This is a genomic window from Shewanella sp. 1311 (assembly GCF_059338235.1).
The window spans coordinates 1,581,901-1,601,660 of the sequence record NZ_CM181686.1 but is presented as its reverse complement, the minus strand read 5'-3'; the positions used below and the strand labels follow the sequence as shown (position 1 = coordinate 1,601,660).

Genomic DNA, 19,760 nt, shown 5'->3' with positions numbered 1-19,760 from the left:
ATATGGACAAGTAATAATGCTAAGTCGCCAACTCGATTCGATTAACGCCATTATTGAGCAAGCGCCTAATATGCCTTCTTTTGTAAAAACGATTGAGATGCAGAAGGGTTATGTGGATGTTTTACACCAGCACTGTTGGCATCAGCTTATTTTTCCACTTCAAGGCCTGTTACAGACAGAGGCAGATGGCGCACTGTTTTTAGTTCCCCATACCACAGCGCTTTTTGTGCCAGCAGGGGTGATACATGAGTCTGTTGCGATTACAGATACCTGCTTTATTGGCGTCTATCTGAATCCTATGTATGGTCGAGATTATGGTGCCATGATTAAACCCGTCGCTATGAGTGCTTTTCTAAGGGAGTTAGTGTTAACACTCAGAAAACAATGTGCTTTTAATACCCCAATAAATGTTGAGCCAATGGTTCAGGCGCCAATACTGCGTTTGCTTGAGGTGCTATACGATCAAATTAATAGTGCGGGAGGACAGACTTTTAAGTTACTGATACCCCAAGATAGGCGCTTAAAATTGATTTTTGAGCATTTAACCCAAACGCCAGCTTTAGATTTCTCTTTAGTGAAATGGGGAGAGAGGGTTGGGGCATCGGAACGAACATTGTCGAGGCTATTTGTGAGGGAGTTTGGTTCTTCATTCGTATTATGGCGTCAACATTTGCGGCTGATCTATTCGCTGTCGTTATTGGCTACTGACCTATCAATACAAAATGTGGCCCACCAAATCGGTTATCAAAATGATTCATCCTATATCAAAGCTTTCAAGGAGCGTTTTGGGATGACGCCACAGCGATTTCGGTTAGGCGATCATGGGATATAACCCTGTTACGATTTATGGCGTTTAACACTATTTTTAGTTTGATTATTTAACATTTAATCAATGCTTTACACCTTTTAGCAGCACAGATATTCATTTGGCCGAATAAAATCAAGCCAGTGTTAATTGCAAGCATGCTACTGAGTTATTGAGGACTAATTCACTTTTTGACAATCTAAATAATTTTTCACTGTAAAAGAGGCCAAACTTGGGCGTAATCTGTGGGCGTTCTCGCCATGGGTCAGTATTTTATGTTTGAAATGTTCACAACGTTAGGCTTTGCTTGGTCTGTGGGTTTAGTGCTTGCGATACTGTTTGTATTGGCATATGAATTCATTAATGGCTTCCACGATACGGCCAATGCGGTGGCTACGGTTATCTATACCAAGGCTATGCCAGCCAATCTTGCAGTTGTTACTTCTGCGCTCTTTAACTTTGCGGGTGTGCTACTAGGTGGCTTAGGTGTGGCCTATGCGATAGTGCATTTGTTGCCCGTAGATTCCTTGCTCGGCATGGATTCGACCCAAGGTTTGTTGATGGTCTTTTCCCTGCTGTTTTCGGCAATTATCTGGAACTTAGGCACTTGGTATTTTGGTATACCGGCATCGAGTTCCCATACCTTGATTGGCTCGATAATGGGCGTAGGCGGCGCGTTCGCTTGGATGAATCATCAGCCTATCTTGCAGGGTATTAATGTCTCTAAAGCCTCGCAGATCATGTTGTCCTTAATCATTTCGCCGACCTTAGGCTTTGTGATGGCGGGGATTTTTCTACTCATCATGAAATACGTCTGGCAGAAACATAAAATTCACCGCACTCCCGATGAGCAGATGCAGATTAATGGCAAAAAACACCCGCCATTTTGGGCAAGGGCGAGTTTAATTGTCTCTGCTATGGGGGTGAGTTTTGCCCATGGTTCGAACGATGGCCAGAAGGGTATAGGTCTAGTGATGCTAGTGCTGATTTGTATGGCTCCGGCGTATTTTGCCTTGGACATGGGCAGTCAACCCTATGATTTGGAACGAACTCAAGATGCCAATCGGCGCATTATGGCGATTTACGATCGTAACCAAGCCGTGATCGCGGATGTGATCGACTTTAGCGCTTCAGCAAACGTCCCCGAATATATGCTGGCGCATTGCTCATCTGAAAATGTATTACCTGCGATGTCGCTACTTGACCGCCGCTTGGCAAAAGTCTCGACTTACAAAGACATGGATGTACAAGAGCGGCGCGAGGTGCGACGATTACTCCTGTGTATCGATGATACTGCTCGCCAAGTGGCGAAGTTAGAGCTCCCCGCGAAAGATCTAACCTCATTGGCTAAATGGCGCAAGGATCTCACCCGCACCACTGAATATGCGCCTCTTTGGGTGATTATTGCCATTGCGACTGCGCTGGGTTGCGGCACGTTAGTGGGCTGGCGACGGATTGTGTATACCGTGGGGGAGAAAATTGGTTCATCGAGTATGACCTACAGCCAAGGCATTGCCGCACAGGTCACCGCTGCCGTATCGATTGGGATTGCCAGTATGACGGGCATGCCTGTGTCGACGACTCATATTTTATCTTCCGCCGTTGCGGGCACTATGGTGGCTAATCGTTCGGGGCTACAGATCCAAACAATTAAGCAAATCATGCTCGCTTGGCTGCTGACGCTTCCTATTACTATGTTGCTCTCTGCGTGCGTGTTTATCCTTGCCAATGCACTTTGGGGTTAGCCAAGAATACCCAAGTTGAATACTCACATAGCCAAGCCTTGAGCGCTTGGCTTTTAGGTTCAGTGCCGTTTTCCGCGATAATGACCTAAGCCATCTTGTTAGAGTTGAGTTTTCAACACCAACAAGGACATAAGATGGCTGAGCAATTGAGAATACTTTTCAAAGCACTACACCAACAATCAGAGCCGCTGATATTAACCAATGTTTGGGATGCCGCCAGTGCGGCCATCATCCAAGCATCGGGCGCTCGTGCGATTGCGACCAGTAGCGCGGCATTGGCTTGGTCGCTCGGTTATCCCGATGGCCAAGCGCTACCTAAAGCGGCCTTATTGGACGCAGTGAACAATATCCTACGGCTGAGCCGAGTGCCAGTGACGATAGATATTGAATCTGGTTATAGCCAAGATCCCGATGAGGTTGCTGCTTTTGTTGCACAGCTCGCTGAGCTTGGCGTAGCAGGGATTAATATTGAGGATGGCAGTGCAGGTGTTGCTGAGATGGTGGCAAAAATTAAAGCTATTCGCGCCCATCCTCGTTGCCAAGGATTATTTATTAATGCGCGAACCGATGTGTATTTACTGGGCTTAGCCAGTGGTGATGCCGCTGTCGCTATGACAATCGATAGGTTAACTCAATATCAGGCTGCGGGCGCTGATGGCGGCTTTATCCCTGGCGCTAATCAGGTCGAGACCGCCAAGCGCTTGTCTGCCGCTGTGGATATGCCACTGAATTTTATGCTATTGAATGAGCAGATGGATATCGACGAGTTATTTGGTGCAGGTGTGCAGCGTTTTTCCACCGGTCCGGTTTCATTTTTACAAGCCTATGACACTTTGCTTAATCCAATTTTGTTAAATTCAATTAAGGCAAAGCCGTTTCAGCAACAGCCAAAAGATGCGGTTATTGCTGCTGATAATGGCTTCATATATAAAGTCATTGCCCTTGATTTTGAACGAATGAATAACTTATTTATCCCGAGTTAAAGCTGTTTTTAATCTATACCCACGGCGAGCTTGCCGTGGGTTCCTTCTTACGTCCGTTTTACCTCGCGCCCTTTTACCAAGCAAGTCCCATCTGCGTACTTGTCTCCTCAGGTATCTTCTCAAGTAGGCTTAGCTCGGCGAGTTGAATGTGCGCTGCAATTTGGCTGCGCAATGTTTGATAGAGACGGATGGCCAGTTCAGGCGCGGTTTCATTATCGGGAGTATGAATAAACAGATAGGGCTCTCGACCTTCTGCGAGCCATAGCGGGAGTTGGGTGAGCCAATTATCAAAAAAGGCATCGTTATCCTTAGGCAAAGCGCTTACGCCTTGCTGCGCGAGTTGTGCTACGGCATCGTCTGGTTGGCCGATAAAGCGCACCACAGGATTGTTGGCGGTGGCAATCGCATGCACTGGCACCCGCGGTTTTTTCTTGTGGGCGTCGATAATGGCGGCGTTGCTGGGCGGCAGGGCAAACAAGGGTCTGCTATCCATGATGATGCGATTCACTTTTTTATCGATAAGTAATCGATTAAGTGCACGCTCGGCTTCTCCCTTCGCAAAAAACGCTGCATGCCTGACTTCAACGCCATAGGTTAATCCTTGGGGGACTTGATTGAGAAATTGCGCTAACACAGGTAAGTTTTCTGGGCCGAAATGGGCGGGAAGTTGAATTTTCCAGATCCCCGTTTTATCGATTAATGGCGCCATTACTTGGAAGAAATCCTTCAACTCTTGGCCGCAGTGTTGCAATAGTCTTTGGTGAGTAATGGTTTGCGGCAGCTTGAAAGTAAAGCGAAAATCATCGGGCGTGGCACTGTGCCAGTTCATCACGGTTTGCAGTGCAGGCGTCGCGTAGAAGCTGGTATTACCTTCGACAGTGTTGAATATTGTGGCGTAACGGGCGAGTCGCTCCGCTTGTTTAATCCCATGGCCATAAACACTCTCTTGCCAATTCGAGTGTGACCACATGGCTAGGCCAAGGCGAAAATGGCTGGGTTTATCTAACCCAGAACGCAACTCATCCAAAAATAAATTCCTTAAATTTTATTCACATTTGCCCCCAAACCCTAGCCTTATGTAGGCTAGGGTTTGGGGGCATTGTGCCGATACTAATAGTCTAGAGTCAAATCGAGCCGCTGATGGCTTGAGGTATTGTATTTGATTTTGTTGTGCATTTAATCCTGTAAAAGCTGGACTTAACTTGGCCAACTCTGGAATGACATTGAAAATTAACCTACTCTAATAGTGCGTTATTACTATTTTTATGCTTATGATCGAATTTAAGACTTAGCCAAAGACAGACGTTTATTGGAGAACTGCGTGAATAATGATGGCTACACTTCCCTAAGCAATTTTATCGACCTTCTCTTGGATGCTATTTGCGTCGTCGATAAAGCTGGGCGGTTTGAATTTGTCAGTGCCGGGGCAGAACGCATTTTTGGCTATACCCCAGAAGAAATGATTGGCATGCAGATGCTCGATCTTGTTATTCCTGAGGATAGAGAGCGCACACTCGCAACCGCCAATGAGATTATGACTGGCCGCTATAAGGTCGATTTCGAAAACCGTTATGTGCGTAAAGACGGCGTCATTGTCGATATTTTGTGGTCCGCACGCTGGTCCGATGCTTACCAACAACGCGTCGCGGTCGCCAGAGATATCTCTAAGAGTAAAAACGCCGAACGCAGACAAGCTGCACTGTATGAGATTTCTGAAGCTGTGCATGTCGCTGAGGACTTGCTAGCCCTATATCGCCGTATCCATGAAATCATTGCTAAATTGCTGCCCGCGGCAAACTTTGCCATCGCATTGTACGATCAAGATTTAAATGAACTCAGTTTCCCTTACAAAGCCGCTGCGGGTGATAATTCACTGGTCGATATTGCAAGTTTCAGCCTGTTCACCGAACAAGTGATCCACAGTGCAGAATCTTTACTCCTGTGTCCCGTGACCTTATCTGAGTATCCCCAAGCCATTCGTGAAGAGCTGGGTAATGGCAATTTAAGTTGGCTGGGTGTGCCGCTAAAGCTGCAAAAAGGCGTTATCGGTGCCTTGATGATGCATAGCTTGCCTACTTCGGCTTCTTATACGCACCAAGACCGTGAGCTATTGGAGTTTGTTTCTACGCAAATTGCCTTTGCGATTGAACGCCGACAAATGCTTGCGCGATTAGAGCATATTGCGCTGTATGATCAGCTAACCCTGTTGCCCAATCGTGAGCTTTTTTACGACAGGTTTCAAAAGGCACTATCCCGAGCCCATAGGGAATCAAGTTATTTCTCTTTACTTTATTTAGACTTAGATAAGTTTAAGTGGGTGAACGATAACTTTGGTCATAGTGTGGGTGATTTATTGCTGCAAGTGACAGCACAACGTATTGTCAGCTGTGTAAGGGGCTCTGATACCGTAGCGCGTTTCGGGGGCGACGAGTTTGTCATCTTACTTGAGCGCGTTGATTCGGCACAAAATACCCTGTTGGCTGCGCAAAAAATATTACAAGTGCTCAATCAACCCTTTGAGCTTACCGATCAGCAAATCCATATTTTACCGAGTATCGGTATTGCCCTGTATCCAGAGCACGGCACGGACGAAAAACAGTTACTTTCCTGTGCGGATGCAGCCATGTATAAGGCCAAGAAGAATGGGGGCAATCGCATTGAAATGGGTTATCAAGGGCTAAGAAACCTGCATGCAGATCCTTTGACAGCGGCTCCTGAGTTAAAGAGCACTGAGTTAGAAGACACTGAGTTAAATAACCTTGAAAACAAGGCGACTAAGATAGTGTGAGTTTGATTGAGACGTTCAAGCGCAAGAGTTTGAATTACTGGAATGTGTAAAGAAATGCCCGCGAATGTCAGTGACATTCGCGGGCATTATTGTATGTAGCGGTTTTACGGCATCAGGGTATAGAGTCCGTGATGACTCTACAGTTTGAAGCGATTCACTTCCTGCTGTAATGACGCGGCTAAGTGGGCGAGTTCCTGCGCTTGCACCATAGAGGTTTGCGCCTCAATCGACAGATTCTCCGACACTTCACGAATCGACTCCGTATTGCGGTTGATTTCGCTGGTGACTGAAGTTTGCTCTTCAGCTGCCGTGGCAATTTGGCTCGCCATATCTGAAATATCATTAATGGCTTTACTGATCAGCAACAGACTTTCGCTGGCGGAATTGGCGTCGGCCACACTGGTTTCTGCCATTTCATGACTCTGGGTCATAGATTTAACGGCTTTACCGGCGGTTTGTTGGAGGGTTTCGATCATCGCTTGAATTTCTTGGGTCGATGAATGGGTTCGTTGTGACAGTACTCGAACTTCATCGGCAACCACAGCAAAACCGCGGCCCTGTTCACCCGCGCGCGCGGCTTCAATGGCCGCGTTGAGTGCGAGTAAGTTGGTTTGTTCGGCGATGCCACTGATTGTTAACAGAATACTGTTGATCTTCTGTGAGTGCTCATTCAGTTCACCGATAATTCGCCCTGCAGTTTCAACTTCACTGGCTAAATTACGGATAGATTGCTGACTCTGGGCGACTTGTTTGTGGCCATGATTCGAAAGCCCGACTGCATTTTGCGCCGTTTGTGCTGTGTGCTCGGCGTTGCTGGCAATCTCTTCGGTGGCACTGGCCATTTCGGTGACAGCCGTGGCGACCATAGTCACTTCATCTTGTTGGACTTCAATGCGTTGGCTGTTGTCTGTGGCCGAAGCGCTGCTGCCTTGAGCTTGATGCTCCAATTGACCTGCAATCTTGTGCATACGGGAAATCATGCCATGGAGACGTTCCACAAAGCGGTTAAAGCCCGATGCCAACATACCAATTTCATCGTGACTGTTGGCAGTATGAATGCGTACCGTTAGGTCGCCATCACCTTCGGCGATATCATTGAGTGCTTGGGCAACGCGTTCGAGATCTTTGAATTGGATTTTGAAAATCGCGATTAAAATCAAGCCAAATAGCACTAATAGGGCGACACCTACGGCCGACATCCACCAGGCAAGATCGGTTGCCTGTGACATGATTTCTTTTTTATCCATCACGAAAATCAGCGCCCAGTCTGTCGAGGGAATTGCCGCCACATAAACTAACTTAGTGGCGCCATCGAGGGTGCGTTCTTCCATGGTATTGGCATTGGTGCGCTGTGATAACCAGCTATTACTAAAATCACTATCAATTTTCGTGAGTTGTTGGGTATTGAGCTGGCTATTGGGATGACTGATGATGAGTCCTGCATTATCGACCATCAAGGTATAACCTTCGCCCGGCACTTCGAGGCGCTGCACCGCATCGGTCAATTGATCTATGGTTAAGTTCGCTGCTGCCACGCCTATCAGCTGGCCCGAACTCATTACAGGTTCTGCAATTGTCACAACTTGTTTTTTCAGTGTGGCGCTGACGTAGGGCGCTGTCATGATCATTTTACCGGCAGCTTTAGCGTCCATATACCAAGGGCGAACGCGGGGATCATAATTCGCGGTATTCAGAGACGGATCTTGACGATACATGTTGCCTTGCTCGTCGCCATAATAGGTGAGGCCAAAGTCAACCGCTGTATGCGCTTGCAGCAAATGAGGGGTAACGTTTGTGCTCGGATCGGCTTCAATGGCTTGTTTTAGGCTGGTAATGGCCATTTTTCTGTCTTGCATCCACTGACCAATTCCGGATGAAAAGGTATTCGCCAGTTGGTCAATTTCATGTTGAGTGTTTTCTAACGCATTATTTCTAATGAAATAACTAGAGATACTTACGAGTACAGCAATAGTGATCAGTACAGCGGAAAGACTGCTGAACAGCAGCCGTGTTTTGAGTGTCGATCGCATAATCTATTCCTTTATATTCCGTTAGCTCTCTAACGTTGTTTTAGTATAGCGGCAGCAAGGGGGAAAACATTAAACCATGAGTGAATTATAGTAATAAATTTAGAAGTGACTCCCATAATTTAAAATTTTTATAATCGCATGATTTCTATGTTAATAACGATTGAGTGAGCCATTCTTTATTAATGGCTACTCGATAAAACTGAGAAGATTGAATCGAGGAGGGATGAATAATATTCTACAAATGACAAATATCATTCTTTATCGTCAGTAGACCGTTAAAATATACTCGTTCTCGCTAACGATATAATTAAATATGTTACCGTTTTACGAGTTATTATTCAGAATGACAACTTGTTTATTTGAAGGCTAAGTTTCTGTGGGGAGTCTTGTTGTTCTGCTTCGTGCTTAGGCTTCATTTATTACTGCACATAAAAAAGGAGCTCCTAGAAGCTCCTTGTTAATTCTAAAATGGCCTTAATCTCATTGGGTCATTTTATTTTTGATCAGTACACAGCGCTGTTCCATTTGACGGGTTTCTAATAGATTGCGGCGAGTGAGATTCGATAATCCAGTTTGGCTATCAAGCACTTTATCCAATGCCGCTATGCTAGTGTAGTTACAATCAGTAGGAATCAAGTTGTGAGCGTAGTTACGCATAAACACAGGGCCTTTTTTATCCATATCCCTCAAGCTCGCCAGACGTTCTTCCGCCGTAGCCGCGCTCAATAGTTTCTGCTCCGCAGGATAAAGATTTTCCATAATGATCCGTTGCTTGGAGAAAGGCAGGCTGTCTTGATGAACCTTGCTTAACCAGCGACGTTTGGCCGCCGCTTCTGGGCGGATCACTTGCGCCGCAAGCGCAGCTTTTTCGCCTGAGTCCGAATTATCCTTGGCCGCTTCTTTGGTTAAACGTTGCTGCGCGTTAGGGAAATCATAGCGATTGAGCTGGGTGATAATCGCCCAGCGTAAATCTTGATCTAAGGTTAACCCCTTAATTTTTGTTTCACCGTCAACGAGTTGCGCTAAATGGCGCAATGAATCCCTGTCGCTGGCTAAACTGACATACGCATCGAACCAAATACGTTGGAAGTCATTATCGCCTTTGCTTTCCATCGCTTTTCTAAGGCTCATCTGGCTTAAGCCTTTGATTGCATTCTCAGCGTAGTTTTGCTGAATAGGTGCGATTTGTGCGAGATACTGCTTCGAGCGCAACATGCTATCGATGATCTGACCAACAATCGTGTAGTCCGTCTCAGCAGGCGCGTTAACAAACACTGTGCTTAGGTATTGATCTAAGCTCAATTTACCTTCACGAACGCTGTCCCACAGACTTTGCCACAGCATAGAGCGCAGCAGTGGATCTGACACATTACTCAACTGCTGTTTTGCGGTGTTAAAGGATTTGTCATCTAGCTCGACTTTCACAAAGCCCCAATCATCAAAGTTTGGGTAGACTAAGTCTGGACAGCGCTCACCAATCAGTTGTTTGACTTCGGTACGCTCACCCTTGTAAGTGACTGGCACTGTGACGTCATGACGCAAATCGAAGCGGCCTTGGGTAAAGAGTGCCACTTGGACTTTTTGTTCGCGTAATGTTGGCAGCTCAGCGCTTGCAGGGAGCTGTATCAAGCTAAAGTCGCTGATACGGTTACCTTCACAGCGATATTCCGCCTTGATGGTGTTAACGCCCGCGCTGTAGAGCCATTCTTGAGTCCATGCGCTTAAATCACGACCAGCGGCTTTGCCTAGGCTATTGATAAAATCATCTAACTCGGCATTTTGATAACTATATTGTTTTAAATAATTGCTGACTCCACGGCGAAACACCATGTCGCCCAGCAAGTGGCGCAGTTGTTTCAGTGTCGATGCGCCTTTTTGATAAGTGATCGCATCGATATTGTCGAAGGCGTTTTGGGTTGTTGCCACTGGCACTTCAATTGGATGCGTAGTGACTAAGCTGTCCTGCTCATAAGCTCTTTGTTTGCCTTTGGCGTAAAAAGTGCGCCAAGCATTGGTGAATTCGGTCGCCTCCTGAGTCGCAAGCGTGCCCATAAAGGAGGCAAAGCTTTCATTGAGCCACAGGCCATTCCACCATTTCATGGTCACGAGATCGCCAAACCATTGATGCGCCATTTCATGCATGATCACGCCGGCTAGGCTTTGTTTTTGATCTGCCGTCATGGCTGCTTTATAGAGGAAATGATCTTCGGCAAAGGTCACCGCACCCGCGTTTTCCATGGCGCCATAGAGGAAATCAGGCACCAGAATTTGATCATATTTCTTAAAGGGATATGGAATGCCAAAGTAGTTATCGAAGAAGGTTAACCCTTGTTTGGTATAGTTAAACCAATCCTGCGGTGTGACTTGATTCGCCACAGATTCACGGGCGAACAGGCGCATCGGATAGCGGCCCGAGTTGTCCTGCCACATGTGGTAAGGGCCCGCGTGCATAGAAAAATTATACGGACTGAGTTTCGGCGTATCAGGGAAGGTCCAACGATTGTAAGCGCCCGCTGGAGTGATTTGGCTTTCACGCATAGTGCTAATCACTTGCCAATCTTTGGGCGCTGTGACCGTAATCTGATAGTTGGCTTTGATATCCGGTTGGTCGAATACGGCAAACATTTGCTGCGCGGCGGCGGGTTCAAAATGCGAATAGAGGTAGACCTTGCCATCGACCGGATCTTTAAAACGGTGCAAACCTTCGCCGTTGGTGCTGTGAGGGCGGGTAAACTGCACTTCAACCGTGTTTTCACCCGAGGTCAGCAGACGCGTATTTAAGCTAATGTAAGCGCCATTATAGTTTGGATATACAGCGGTGCCGTTGATGATAAAGCGTTTTATCTGTGCCTTGTTTAAATCTAAGCTCAGTTGTTTTGGTATTTCACTTAATTGAAAGGTCACTTTGGAGGTGGCGGAAAACTCGGCTTCCCCTGTGAGCTGAAAATCCAATTCATAGCGAACATCGGAAATGATCTGCGAGCGCAGCGCAGCCTGATACTGGCTAATGTAAGCACTGGCGTCACGTGGACCCGTATTAAGAGTGCTTTGGGTGGCACACGACATCAATGCGCCGCAGGCAAGGGCAACAAAACTGGCTTTAAACAAGTTCACAACTGAATCCTTCAACAATTTGTTTTGTTTTCTGCTTGGATATTTGCTTTCAATATCGGGAGTTTGGGGTTGCCTGAGTGGCAAATGATCCCTCGCGTCAGCGCCGATTTGAGCCAGTATCATTGCAGTGTATTTTGGCCGAGTACACTACCTTATTTACCTTGGATAACCAATGTTAAAAATGTAAAAAAAAGCCAGCGTTTAAGCTGGCTTCTTGGGATCTCTGTTTGGCGGTAGTAAGCGCCAATAGACAATTACATGCCTAAGAAAGACTTAGACTTCATCTTACGGATTTCTTTTTCATCAGACCATTCGATCAGGCCTGTTTCTAAATCCATTAAACGCATTGTCATCTTGTAGTACACATCTTTAGTGCTACCGTCTTGCTTAACTATGCTAGATAAATTGCCGTATAACATGTATTGCGCGCCGATTTGACGACCAAATTTGATGGCGGTTGATGGATCAACCATGCCAGTGTTGTTTTGGTAATCCAATTGCTTACGGACTGAATCTACTTTAGTCATGTCGATAAAACGGAACTTGCCTGAGCGCAATAGTTTGTTGCTGATAGAGTCAGTAACAGACTCAGTATCAATGTGCTCTGAGGTTTTGTTCTTGATGCTGTCGACAAATAAAATCGGACGGCTATTGGCTGTCATGGCCACGATAGGAGGGAAAGTCATCATGCTATCCACCATCTTGGCTGCAATAGCTTGTAGATCCGTTGAGCCAAAATTCTCATTGACGGTTTCAACTTCGGTGGCATCGCCATACTCGACTTTAGATTGACATGCAGCCAGACCCATAACGGCAGCCAGCACAAAAATCAGTTTAAATTGTTTCATAGTCAGTTCCATTTTGTGATTGTATAAACTTAATGACACTCGTCTTATTCAAATACCACAACCGCTAGGCTAAATGATTATTGAATAAATTCGGGTGTAATTACCAGTATCAATTGCCCAGACTAAGGTGGTTTTGCCTGCTGCAACGTCAATTTTTGCCGGTGGCGCTTTATCTAACTGCAAAGTGTACTCACCCGCACTTAAATAGCGCCGTCCGATCTGTGCTTGTTTAGGCAGCGTCAGCCAACTACGGCGATCCGCTTGCTCTGTTACTACGTTAAAAATCTGCATCGCAATACTGCCAATATCGGCGGCATTGTTTCCGGGTCTGCCACTCTTCTCAACCTGATAGGCCATCTCGGATTTGGCATAGACCCTTGCGACTTGGCGAACCAAGGTTGCGGGCAGATCTTCCTTGAGTGCTGTGATGGCTAAGGCATCGATATTGGCAATAGGTTCAGTTTTCAGCACTGTACCTAAACCTTGCACTTGCGTCTCTGGCACAAAAGTATTGTTTGGCATGTAAGTGGCTAGCGACACGGTTTGCCAATTGCCATGGATGGTAAAAGGCACTGTGAGGGCCTGTTTGGCCGGTACAAAACCGCGTTCAACCATCAAAATCACTTGGCCATCTTTGGGGTTAGGCAGCTTTGCATCGCCCCAACGGCGTTTAAATTCGTCATATTGTGGCATGCCAAGTTGTTTGGCGAGACGCACCAGATCTTGTTGTAAATAGGTGTTGTTTGGGGTGATTTGTGCCGCTTTACGATAATCGATATAGGCATCGTTCGGCTCACCCAGCACTTCATGTAATACGCCAGTGGTGTAATAGCTGTAAGCGTTTAAGAAAGAACTCGTCACAGTGCCTGCGGCTTGGCCTAGTTTGTTGACCTCGGCATCGATAGTCCCGTTCGCCATGGCTTGCACCGACTTTTGCGATTTTTGATAGCGCTCTTGCTCGCTGCTTTGTAACTCGTTACTGCGACGAACTTCGACTAAAGCGCCTTGGTAATCGCCACTAAACAAATAGTTAAGGGCTTGGTATTGGTGCAGCATGATGCGTTCATACCCAGGACCACGGTACGGAATCGCATTGTCGTTTAACACTAAGCTGCTGGCTGTGGCACTAATGTCGCTGACGCTGACTTTGGCCTTATCATCAAAGGCGGTGTAAGCATCGACCGCTTGTTGATAGTACTTTTTACTGGCCGCAAAATCGCCGGCGACTTGAGCAATACGGCCCGCTTCTTGAGCATAGAGTAGGCCGTCGTTACCAGTGATATTGCTGGCAAGTTTGTCGATATCGGCCAAGGGTGTTGCACTATTCAACTCTTGTTTGAGCGGTTCAATCTGTGAAGGGTAATTAATGAAAATACTGTTGTAGGCACAGCCCGATAAACTTAACACCAACCCCATTGCCAAAGCGGGAGCGATAAAAACGCGAGATAAAGGTGTAACCAAAGACAGTTTCATTATTGCGCTTCACCTTGTTCGATGGACTGGGCTGAAATCGACTGAGCCTGTTCAGGCATACGTGAGCGCTCGAGTAAGGTGATCCCTTGTAGGTGATCAAATTCGTGTTGAAAAATCCGCGCAATAAAGCCTGTTAATTCGGCCTGTTCCCACTCGCCTTGTAAATTCTGGTAGCGCACTTCAATGGCTTGATGTCTTAGTATGTTAAATCTTTGGTCGGGAACGGACAGGCAACCTTCTTCGCCGCCGACTAAGTCACTCGATGCATGAATGATTTGTGGATTAACCACGACTACAGGCGCCATATTGGGTGCGTCGGGATAACGTTCATTAGGTCGAGAAGCCATAATAAATAAAGCTAAGGGACTGTGAACCTGTGGCGCCGCGATGCCAACGCCTTTGGCGGCTTCCATGCTGGCAGACATTTGCTCTGCAAGGTGCGCGAGCTCGGCATCGAAATGATGCACTGCAATTGCACTCTGCCCTAGGATAGCTTCACCCACTAACGCTATGCGTAATAAAGGCGGGGTTTGTTTTGGCATCAAATGTTTAAACATCGCATTCCCTGGAGATTTTGCGGTAACCGTCTTTGAATCAAAGTCTTATTTTAAAGCGTCAGTATTAGTAATGTGGCGGCGGCGTTTCTTCAGCCTGAGTCGCCATATTACTCGGTTCCATGTCCTGTAACTTACCAATTAACATGTGAATTTGGTGTTGCTGGTGAGCCACAAGTCGATTCAATTTGATCACTTCTTGATTTAACTCTTCGACTGTGAGCTCTTGAAAAGCCAATTTGGTTTCTAGATCTTCAATTTGTGCTTGTACGCCTTGCATGACTAACCTCTATTGCTGCCAAGTCTCAACTAAGCCTTGGCTACTGATACTTACGACTTTATTGGTATCTCTAATTGCCACAGAGTATACAACGGCTCCTCGATTTTGGCTGTTTTTAGTGAGTGCAACCTGCCATTTTTCGATTTCTTTACCCGAATCGCGTTGCCACAATATGACTTCCCGCGCCGGCGTTCCCGTTAATATCTGGCTGTCTTGTTTGATAAACCTCACAGCAGAAAAGTTCATCTGCCGACGTGTAATATCTAACTGATTTAACAGCTTACCGCTAGTGTTATCCCAGATTTTGGCTTCATTTGTGCTGCCATTGGTAAAACTTAGTGTGCCACTGTCGTTAAGCGCCACTTTAGTGATACGGCTGCCTAAGGTCCAAGTATGAAGCGGCTGACCCGTTTGCGCCTGCCAAAGAATCGCCTGCATATCATTCGAACCCGTTAATGCTAAACGGCCATCCGCGGAGAGGGCCACGCTATTGACGCGATCTTTATGTCCCAGAAATTTGATTAAGGCACTTTGGGCTGCATTGAGCGACATAACTGAACCATCATTTAAACCAATGAGTAGCGCGCCATTATCAGCTACCGCCACGCTTTCACCGGATGAAGGCAAAGACCACCATCCTAGGGATTTTCCGTCGGCTATTCTCCACATGGCAACTGAATCTCGGCTTAACGACGCAGCAAATAGCCCGTTGGGCGAAATCGCCGTACCTGTGACGCCAGTATTGATATCGCCATGTATCCATTGGTATTTAAGTGTATGAGTACTGAGGTCCCAGCATTGGACTCCACTACTTTGGGTGGCGACTAAGGCGAATTGTCCATTGCTCGACAGACTCGCGCTATAGCTAGGTTCCGTGGTGAGAACGCTAATGTCTTCCGCTTTAGGATGGCAAGCTGTCAGAAAAATTGTGCAAATTACCAGCAGTAGATTTTTCTTCATGAACTTGCTCCCTAAGTTGCTGTCTTTAGACTTGATCAAGTGACATTAATCACTGTTAACCCATAAAGAATCTAGTTGGTATAACCGAGATAACTAGTATAAAGTTGTCTCGCTTAGGTTATTGTAACCGCTTGAGGATGCTGAGGAAGCTTTAATGAAATCGATTTATAAATTATCGTTAGTTGCATTGGCTGTTATTGGCCTATCTGCTTGTAATCAAGAAGAAAAAGCAGCTGCTGCGAGTACAAGTGTTGAATTAACGACAGAAGCTCAAAAAGAAGCTTATAGTGTAGGCGCTTCAATCGGTCGTTACATGTCTGGCCATATCAAAGAGCAAGAAGAATTAGGCCTACCAGTTGATCGCACTCTGATCGTCACTGGTTTCACTAATGGTCTGAATGACCAATTAAAATTAACCGAAGAAGAAATGCAAACCATTCTTCAAGGTCTAGATAAAAAGTTAAACGATAAACGTCAGGAACAAGCTACTGCGATTTCTGCTAAGAACATCGAAGACGGTAAAAAATTCCTTGAAGAAAATAAGGCTAAGTCTGGCGTAGTGACAACTGAGTCTGGCTTGCAATACGAAGTATTAACACCAGGTACTGGCGAAAAACCTGCCGCAGAAGACACTGTAGAAGTGGATTATGTGGGTACGTTAATCGACGGTACTGAGTTCGACAGTTCATACAAACGTGGTCAAACGGCTAAGTTCCCACTGAACCGCGTGATCCCAGGTTGGACCGAAGGCGTTCAATTAATGCCTGTTGGCGCTAAGTACAAGTTTGTTATTCCTGCAAACTTAGCCTACGGCGAGCGTGACACTGGTACTATTCCACCAAATTCCACACTGGTTTTTGAAGTTGAATTGAAATCAGTTGAGAAAGCGTCTGCAACGCCAGCCGCTGAACCAGCAGCTAAAAAGTAATGAATTAACTGCCGCGTTTAATACTCAGTAAGTGGAATACCGCTCCTAAATGGGCGGTATTTTTTTGTCTGTAAAAATCACATTATTGTTTTAATGCTTAATTTATTGCCATGCTATACAAGGTTTGCAGTCTTTAGTCATGTTTAGTTTTGTATAGCAACCATCAATATCTATCGGATATGCCAATGGATGAGATTAATCATTAAATCCAGTCCGTTTTAGCGTTGGATTTATTTCAAAATGATGAAGACTAAATTACGTTTTAATGATATCGGTCATCTGTTAAAGCGCCGCGTTCTTTATATTTTATTGGGTATCACATACTGAATAATATCATCAAAATATCACATTAAAATATTGGTTATTATTTGTTCGCGCTAGTGCTTTGGCTGAGCATATGTGTATTACTCTTACTGTTTGTTTTTATTTGGCTAATACTTTCGAATTATCACCTTGTTCTGCTAGGTGAACAGTGTCATGTCCATAATCATTTACTCATCAATGTGTTACATTGGCAATGTGCGATCTTGCCCTCTTTTTTTAAGCATTCAACTCTGAAATAATCCGCCCGCACGTTAATAGAAGTTAGCGGCAATATTATAATAATGGGGTTGATGATATGGATAATGTTAATAAGTTAACGGCGATTTCTTTAGCTGTCGCAGCAGCTTTGCCTATGATGGCAAGCGCAGATGTGATGATTACCGAATATGTTGAAGGTAGCGCAAACAATAAAGCAATTGAACTGTATAACAGCGGCGATACGGCAATTGATCTCGCGGGTTATAAACTGGTTCGTTATAAAGATGGGGCAACTGTTGCATCAGATATGGTGGCATTAGATGGCCAATCCATTGCGCCTAAAACGACTAAAGTCATTTTAAATTCTAGCGCTGTGATCACGCTTGACCAAGGTGTTGACAGTTACTCTGGCAGTTTAAGTTTTAATGGTGGTGATGCGGTCGCACTCGTTAAAGATGATGCGGTTGTCGATATTATTGGCGATGTACCAACACCAACGGGTTGGGGATTAGACGTTACCCTAAAACGTAAATTAGATGCGTTAGTGGCGAATACGGTATTTAATGCCGCCCAGTGGGAACAATTACCTAAAGATACCTTCTCAGGATTAGGTTATCTAGAAGCCCCAGCAGAGCCAGAAGTGCCGCTCTTTAGCTGCAGCGGCGCTAAAATAGTGCCGATTTATCAAGTACAAGGTGCGGGTGAATCTAGCCCTTACGTTCCAGAAGGTGCATTTGAGTCTGAAGCTGAAGTTACAGTGCGCGGTGTCGTGACTGCCCGTGGTGAAAGCTTGTTTAAAGGTTTTTATCTACAAGAAGTGAAAGGTGATAACTCACCGTATACCTCTGATGGTGTGTTTGTATTCTTAGGTGAAGCGGTACCTGAAGCGATTCAACCTGGGGTTGAAGTTTGTGTACAAGGTAAAGTGAAAGAATACTTTGGCTTAACTCAAATCGATATTAAAGCCGATAAGAAATTTGAAGTCGGCGCTAAGGGTGAAGTTCCAGTTGCCGCGCCTTTCTATGTCGCCGATGGCGAAACCTTAGCGCAAGCATTAGAGCGTTATGAAGGCATGAATGTGGCTTTAGATGCGGGCAGCGATCTTAAGATCAGCCGCACCTTCAGCTATGACTACGCTGGCCGTCGCAACAACATGTTAGTGTCTTATAAAGAACCGCTAATGAAGTCGACACAGCTTTATCCCGCACTTTCTGCTGAAGCGACTGCGTTAGTTAAATCTAACCTCGAAAACCAACTCTTTATCGAATCTGATTACAAACCTGCCGACGGTGTAATTCCATACTTCCCTGATTTCAATGTGGAAACGGGCTACATCCGTGTGGGCGACCAACTGACTAATCTGCAAGGCGTGATTGGTTACAGCTACGGTGCTTATCGTTTAGTGGCAACTAACACTATTACTGCGGGTGATTTTATCCGTGGTGATGATAGAACTGATGCCCCAAGCGTCGCCACTAAGGGCGATTTGCGCGTGGCTAGTTTTAACGTGTTGAACTTCTTTAACGATGTTGATGGTGGTGATACCAATCCATCAGGTAATAACCGTGGCGCCCTAACGCTGGAAGAAATGGTGCTACAACGTACTAAAATCGTTAGCGCTATTACTGCCATGAACGCCGATATCGTCGGTCTGATGGAAATTGCCAACAACGGTTTTGGTGAGAAGAGTGCGATTAAAAACTTAGTCGATGCACTGAACGAGAAGCAAACGCCTGAAAACGCTTATAGCTTTGTTGAAATCACCGACGCCGACAAGTATGACGGCAAGTATTTTGGCACAGATGCTATCACTGTGGGCATGTTATACCGCGGCGGCAAAGTGACCTTAGCAGGTGCTGCTCAAGCTATCGATACTCCTGAGCAACATGCCAGTGCTGGCAGCGTGACTCGTACTAAAGATGGCAAAACTGAGACAAACCCAGGTAACGATGCTTACCAACGTCACAGCTTAGCGCAAACCTTTAAAATCCATGATGAGTCGCTGACCGTAGTCGTTAACCATCTGAAATCTAAAGGCTCAGGCTGTTTAGAAGATTGGGCTAACTTCGAAGAGTCAGTCGATCCTGCCGATCAACAGGGCAAGTGTAATGCTTTCCGCGTATCTGCTGCCAAAGTCTTGGGTGAAACGCTAAAAGACGTGAAGGGCGACTTACTGATCATCGGTGATATGAATGCCTACGGCATGGAAGATCCTATCCGTGTGCTGACCGACTTTGATGCGAGCAAGTCAGATCGTGACATCATGACCGCTTCGTGGACGACGCTCGATGGCAAAGTATTTGAACGCCAAGGCAGCAAGATTGAAAAAGGCTATGGCCTGATCAACTTGAACACGAAAGCCCACGGTGCAGGCACTTACTCTTACAGCTATAACGGCGAGCTAGGCAACTTAGACCACGCTTTAGCCAATGCTAGCTTAGCCAAACGTTTAGTGGATATTGAAGATTGGCACATCAACTCAGTGGAATCTAACCTGTTTGAATACGGTAAGAAGTTCTCTGGTGATCTGGCTAAATCTGAAAATGCGTTCTCTGCATCGGACCACGATCCTGTGATCGTTGCCTTAAGCTACCCAGCGCCAGTAGTGCCACCAAAACCTGATCCAACGCCTAAAGATGATGGCGGTGCTTTGGGTTATTTAGGTTTAGCACTGATGTCCTTGTTTGGTTTACAACGTCGTCGCCGTTAACCTGTGTAACGGGTGAACTC

14 protein-coding genes are annotated in these 19,760 nt (G+C 45.9%); 6 read left to right on the top strand and 8 right to left on the bottom strand.

The window, feature by feature from the left end; genetic code table 11:
• Window positions 1-16: 16 nt before the first annotated feature.
• From AC5YB3_RS07330 to AC5YB3_RS07320, 3 genes are all read left to right on the top strand, one after another.
• Window positions 17-832, top strand: a complete 816-nt coding sequence (locus AC5YB3_RS07330) for an AraC family transcriptional regulator (RefSeq protein ID WP_006080397.1) — start codon at window positions 17-19, stop codon at window positions 830-832.
• 248 nt (window positions 833-1,080) lie between these two features.
• The gene (locus AC5YB3_RS07325; RefSeq protein ID WP_126493529.1) at window positions 1,081-2,550 is read left to right on the top strand and encodes an inorganic phosphate transporter; all 1,470 of its coding nucleotides are present in this window, start codon (window positions 1,081-1,083) and stop codon (window positions 2,548-2,550) included.
• Between the two features lie 134 nt (window positions 2,551-2,684).
• Complete coding sequence (locus AC5YB3_RS07320; RefSeq protein ID WP_012197605.1) at window positions 2,685-3,533, top strand: isocitrate lyase/PEP mutase family protein; 849 nt, start codon at window positions 2,685-2,687, stop codon at window positions 3,531-3,533.
• A gap of 73 nt (window positions 3,534-3,606) precedes the next feature.
• Here the strand turns inward: AC5YB3_RS07320 and AC5YB3_RS07315 are convergent, their stop codons facing one another.
• Window positions 3,607-4,560 (bottom strand): DUF72 domain-containing protein, encoded by a 954-nt coding sequence (locus AC5YB3_RS07315; protein ID WP_494526863.1) that lies wholly within the window; start codon window positions 4,558-4,560, stop codon window positions 3,607-3,609.
• A 294-nt stretch (window positions 4,561-4,854) separates the two neighbouring features.
• On the opposite strand from AC5YB3_RS07315, the gene AC5YB3_RS07310 reads away from it, so the two are divergent.
• Window positions 4,855-6,321 carry a GGDEF domain-containing protein gene (locus tag AC5YB3_RS07310; protein ID WP_259569324.1) on the top strand — a complete coding sequence of 489 codons (1,467 nt, stop codon included), beginning with the start codon at window positions 4,855-4,857 and terminating at the stop codon, window positions 6,319-6,321.
• 137 nt (window positions 6,322-6,458) lie between these two features.
• Here the strand turns inward: AC5YB3_RS07310 and AC5YB3_RS07305 are convergent, their stop codons facing one another.
• The 7 genes from AC5YB3_RS07305 to AC5YB3_RS07275 form a co-directional block, all read right to left on the bottom strand.
• Complete coding sequence (locus tag AC5YB3_RS07305) at window positions 6,459-8,351, bottom strand: methyl-accepting chemotaxis protein (protein WP_494526862.1); 1,893 nt, start codon at window positions 8,349-8,351, stop codon at window positions 6,459-6,461.
• A 480-nt stretch (window positions 8,352-8,831) separates the two neighbouring features.
• Entirely contained in the window at window positions 8,832-11,465 is a 2,634-nt protein-coding gene (gene pepN, locus AC5YB3_RS07300) for an aminopeptidase N (RefSeq protein WP_014358096.1), read from the bottom strand.
• Window positions 11,466-11,719: 254 nt separating this feature from the next.
• A complete protein-coding gene (lpoB, locus tag AC5YB3_RS07295; protein WP_006080406.1) occupies window positions 11,720-12,313 on the bottom strand; it encodes a penicillin-binding protein activator LpoB in 594 nt (197 codons plus the stop codon).
• A 69-nt stretch (window positions 12,314-12,382) separates the two neighbouring features.
• Window positions 12,383-13,786: a COG3014 family protein gene (locus tag AC5YB3_RS07290; protein ID WP_494526861.1), complete on the bottom strand. Its 1,404-nt coding sequence runs from the start codon at window positions 13,784-13,786 to the stop codon at window positions 12,383-12,385.
• Window positions 13,786-14,343 (bottom strand): peptide deformylase, encoded by a 558-nt coding sequence (gene def, locus AC5YB3_RS07285; protein WP_494526860.1) that lies wholly within the window; start codon window positions 14,341-14,343, stop codon window positions 13,786-13,788. The genes AC5YB3_RS07290 and def overlap by 1 nt, the downstream gene beginning before the upstream one ends.
• Before the next feature lie 64 nt (window positions 14,344-14,407).
• The gene (locus AC5YB3_RS07280; protein WP_006080410.1) at window positions 14,408-14,620 is read right to left on the bottom strand and encodes a SlyX family protein; all 213 of its coding nucleotides are present in this window, start codon (window positions 14,618-14,620) and stop codon (window positions 14,408-14,410) included.
• A gap of 9 nt (window positions 14,621-14,629) precedes the next feature.
• Window positions 14,630-15,580: a WD40 repeat domain-containing protein gene (locus AC5YB3_RS07275; protein WP_012090064.1), complete on the bottom strand. Its 951-nt coding sequence runs from the start codon at window positions 15,578-15,580 to the stop codon at window positions 14,630-14,632.
• 154 nt (window positions 15,581-15,734) lie between these two features.
• Between AC5YB3_RS07275 and fkpA the strand changes: the two genes are divergently transcribed.
• Window positions 15,735-16,508 carry an FKBP-type peptidyl-prolyl cis-trans isomerase gene (gene fkpA / locus AC5YB3_RS07270; protein ID WP_006080412.1) on the top strand — a complete coding sequence of 258 codons (774 nt, stop codon included), beginning with the start codon at window positions 15,735-15,737 and terminating at the stop codon, window positions 16,506-16,508.
• A 619-nt stretch (window positions 16,509-17,127) separates the two neighbouring features.
• Window positions 17,128-19,740, top strand: coding sequence for an extracellular exonuclease ExeM (gene exeM / locus AC5YB3_RS07265; protein WP_494526859.1), 2,613 nt, complete (start codon window positions 17,128-17,130; stop codon window positions 19,738-19,740).
• Window positions 19,741-19,760: the final 20 nt, after the last annotated feature.

Excerpts from the sequence above, each read along its gene's own strand:
- AC5YB3_RS07325 (WP_126493529.1), top strand. The coding sequence starts at position 1,081 with ATGTTTGAAATGTTCACAACGTTAGGCTTTGCTTGGTCTGTGGGTTTA.
- exeM (WP_494526859.1), top strand. The coding sequence starts at position 17,128 with ATGGATAATGTTAATAAGTTAACGGCGATTTCTTTAGCTGTCGCAGCA.
- AC5YB3_RS07290 (WP_494526861.1), bottom strand. The coding sequence starts at position 13,786 with ATGAAACTGTCTTTGGTTACACCTTTATCTCGCGTTTTTATCGCTCCC.
- AC5YB3_RS07330 (WP_006080397.1), top strand. The coding sequence starts at position 17 with ATGCTAAGTCGCCAACTCGATTCGATTAACGCCATTATTGAGCAAGCG.
- fkpA (WP_006080412.1), top strand. The coding sequence starts at position 15,735 with ATGAAATCGATTTATAAATTATCGTTAGTTGCATTGGCTGTTATTGGC.
- lpoB (WP_006080406.1), bottom strand. The coding sequence starts at position 12,313 with ATGAAACAATTTAAACTGATTTTTGTGCTGGCTGCCGTTATGGGTCTG.
- def (WP_494526860.1), bottom strand. The coding sequence starts at position 14,343 with ATGTTTAAACATTTGATGCCAAAACAAACCCCGCCTTTATTACGCATA.
- AC5YB3_RS07275 (WP_012090064.1), bottom strand. The coding sequence starts at position 15,580 with ATGAAGAAAAATCTACTGCTGGTAATTTGCACAATTTTTCTGACAGCT.
- AC5YB3_RS07305 (WP_494526862.1), bottom strand. The coding sequence starts at position 8,351 with ATGCGATCGACACTCAAAACACGGCTGCTGTTCAGCAGTCTTTCCGCT.
- AC5YB3_RS07320 (WP_012197605.1), top strand. The coding sequence starts at position 2,685 with ATGGCTGAGCAATTGAGAATACTTTTCAAAGCACTACACCAACAATCA.
- AC5YB3_RS07280 (WP_006080410.1), bottom strand. The coding sequence starts at position 14,620 with ATGCAAGGCGTACAAGCACAAATTGAAGATCTAGAAACCAAATTGGCT.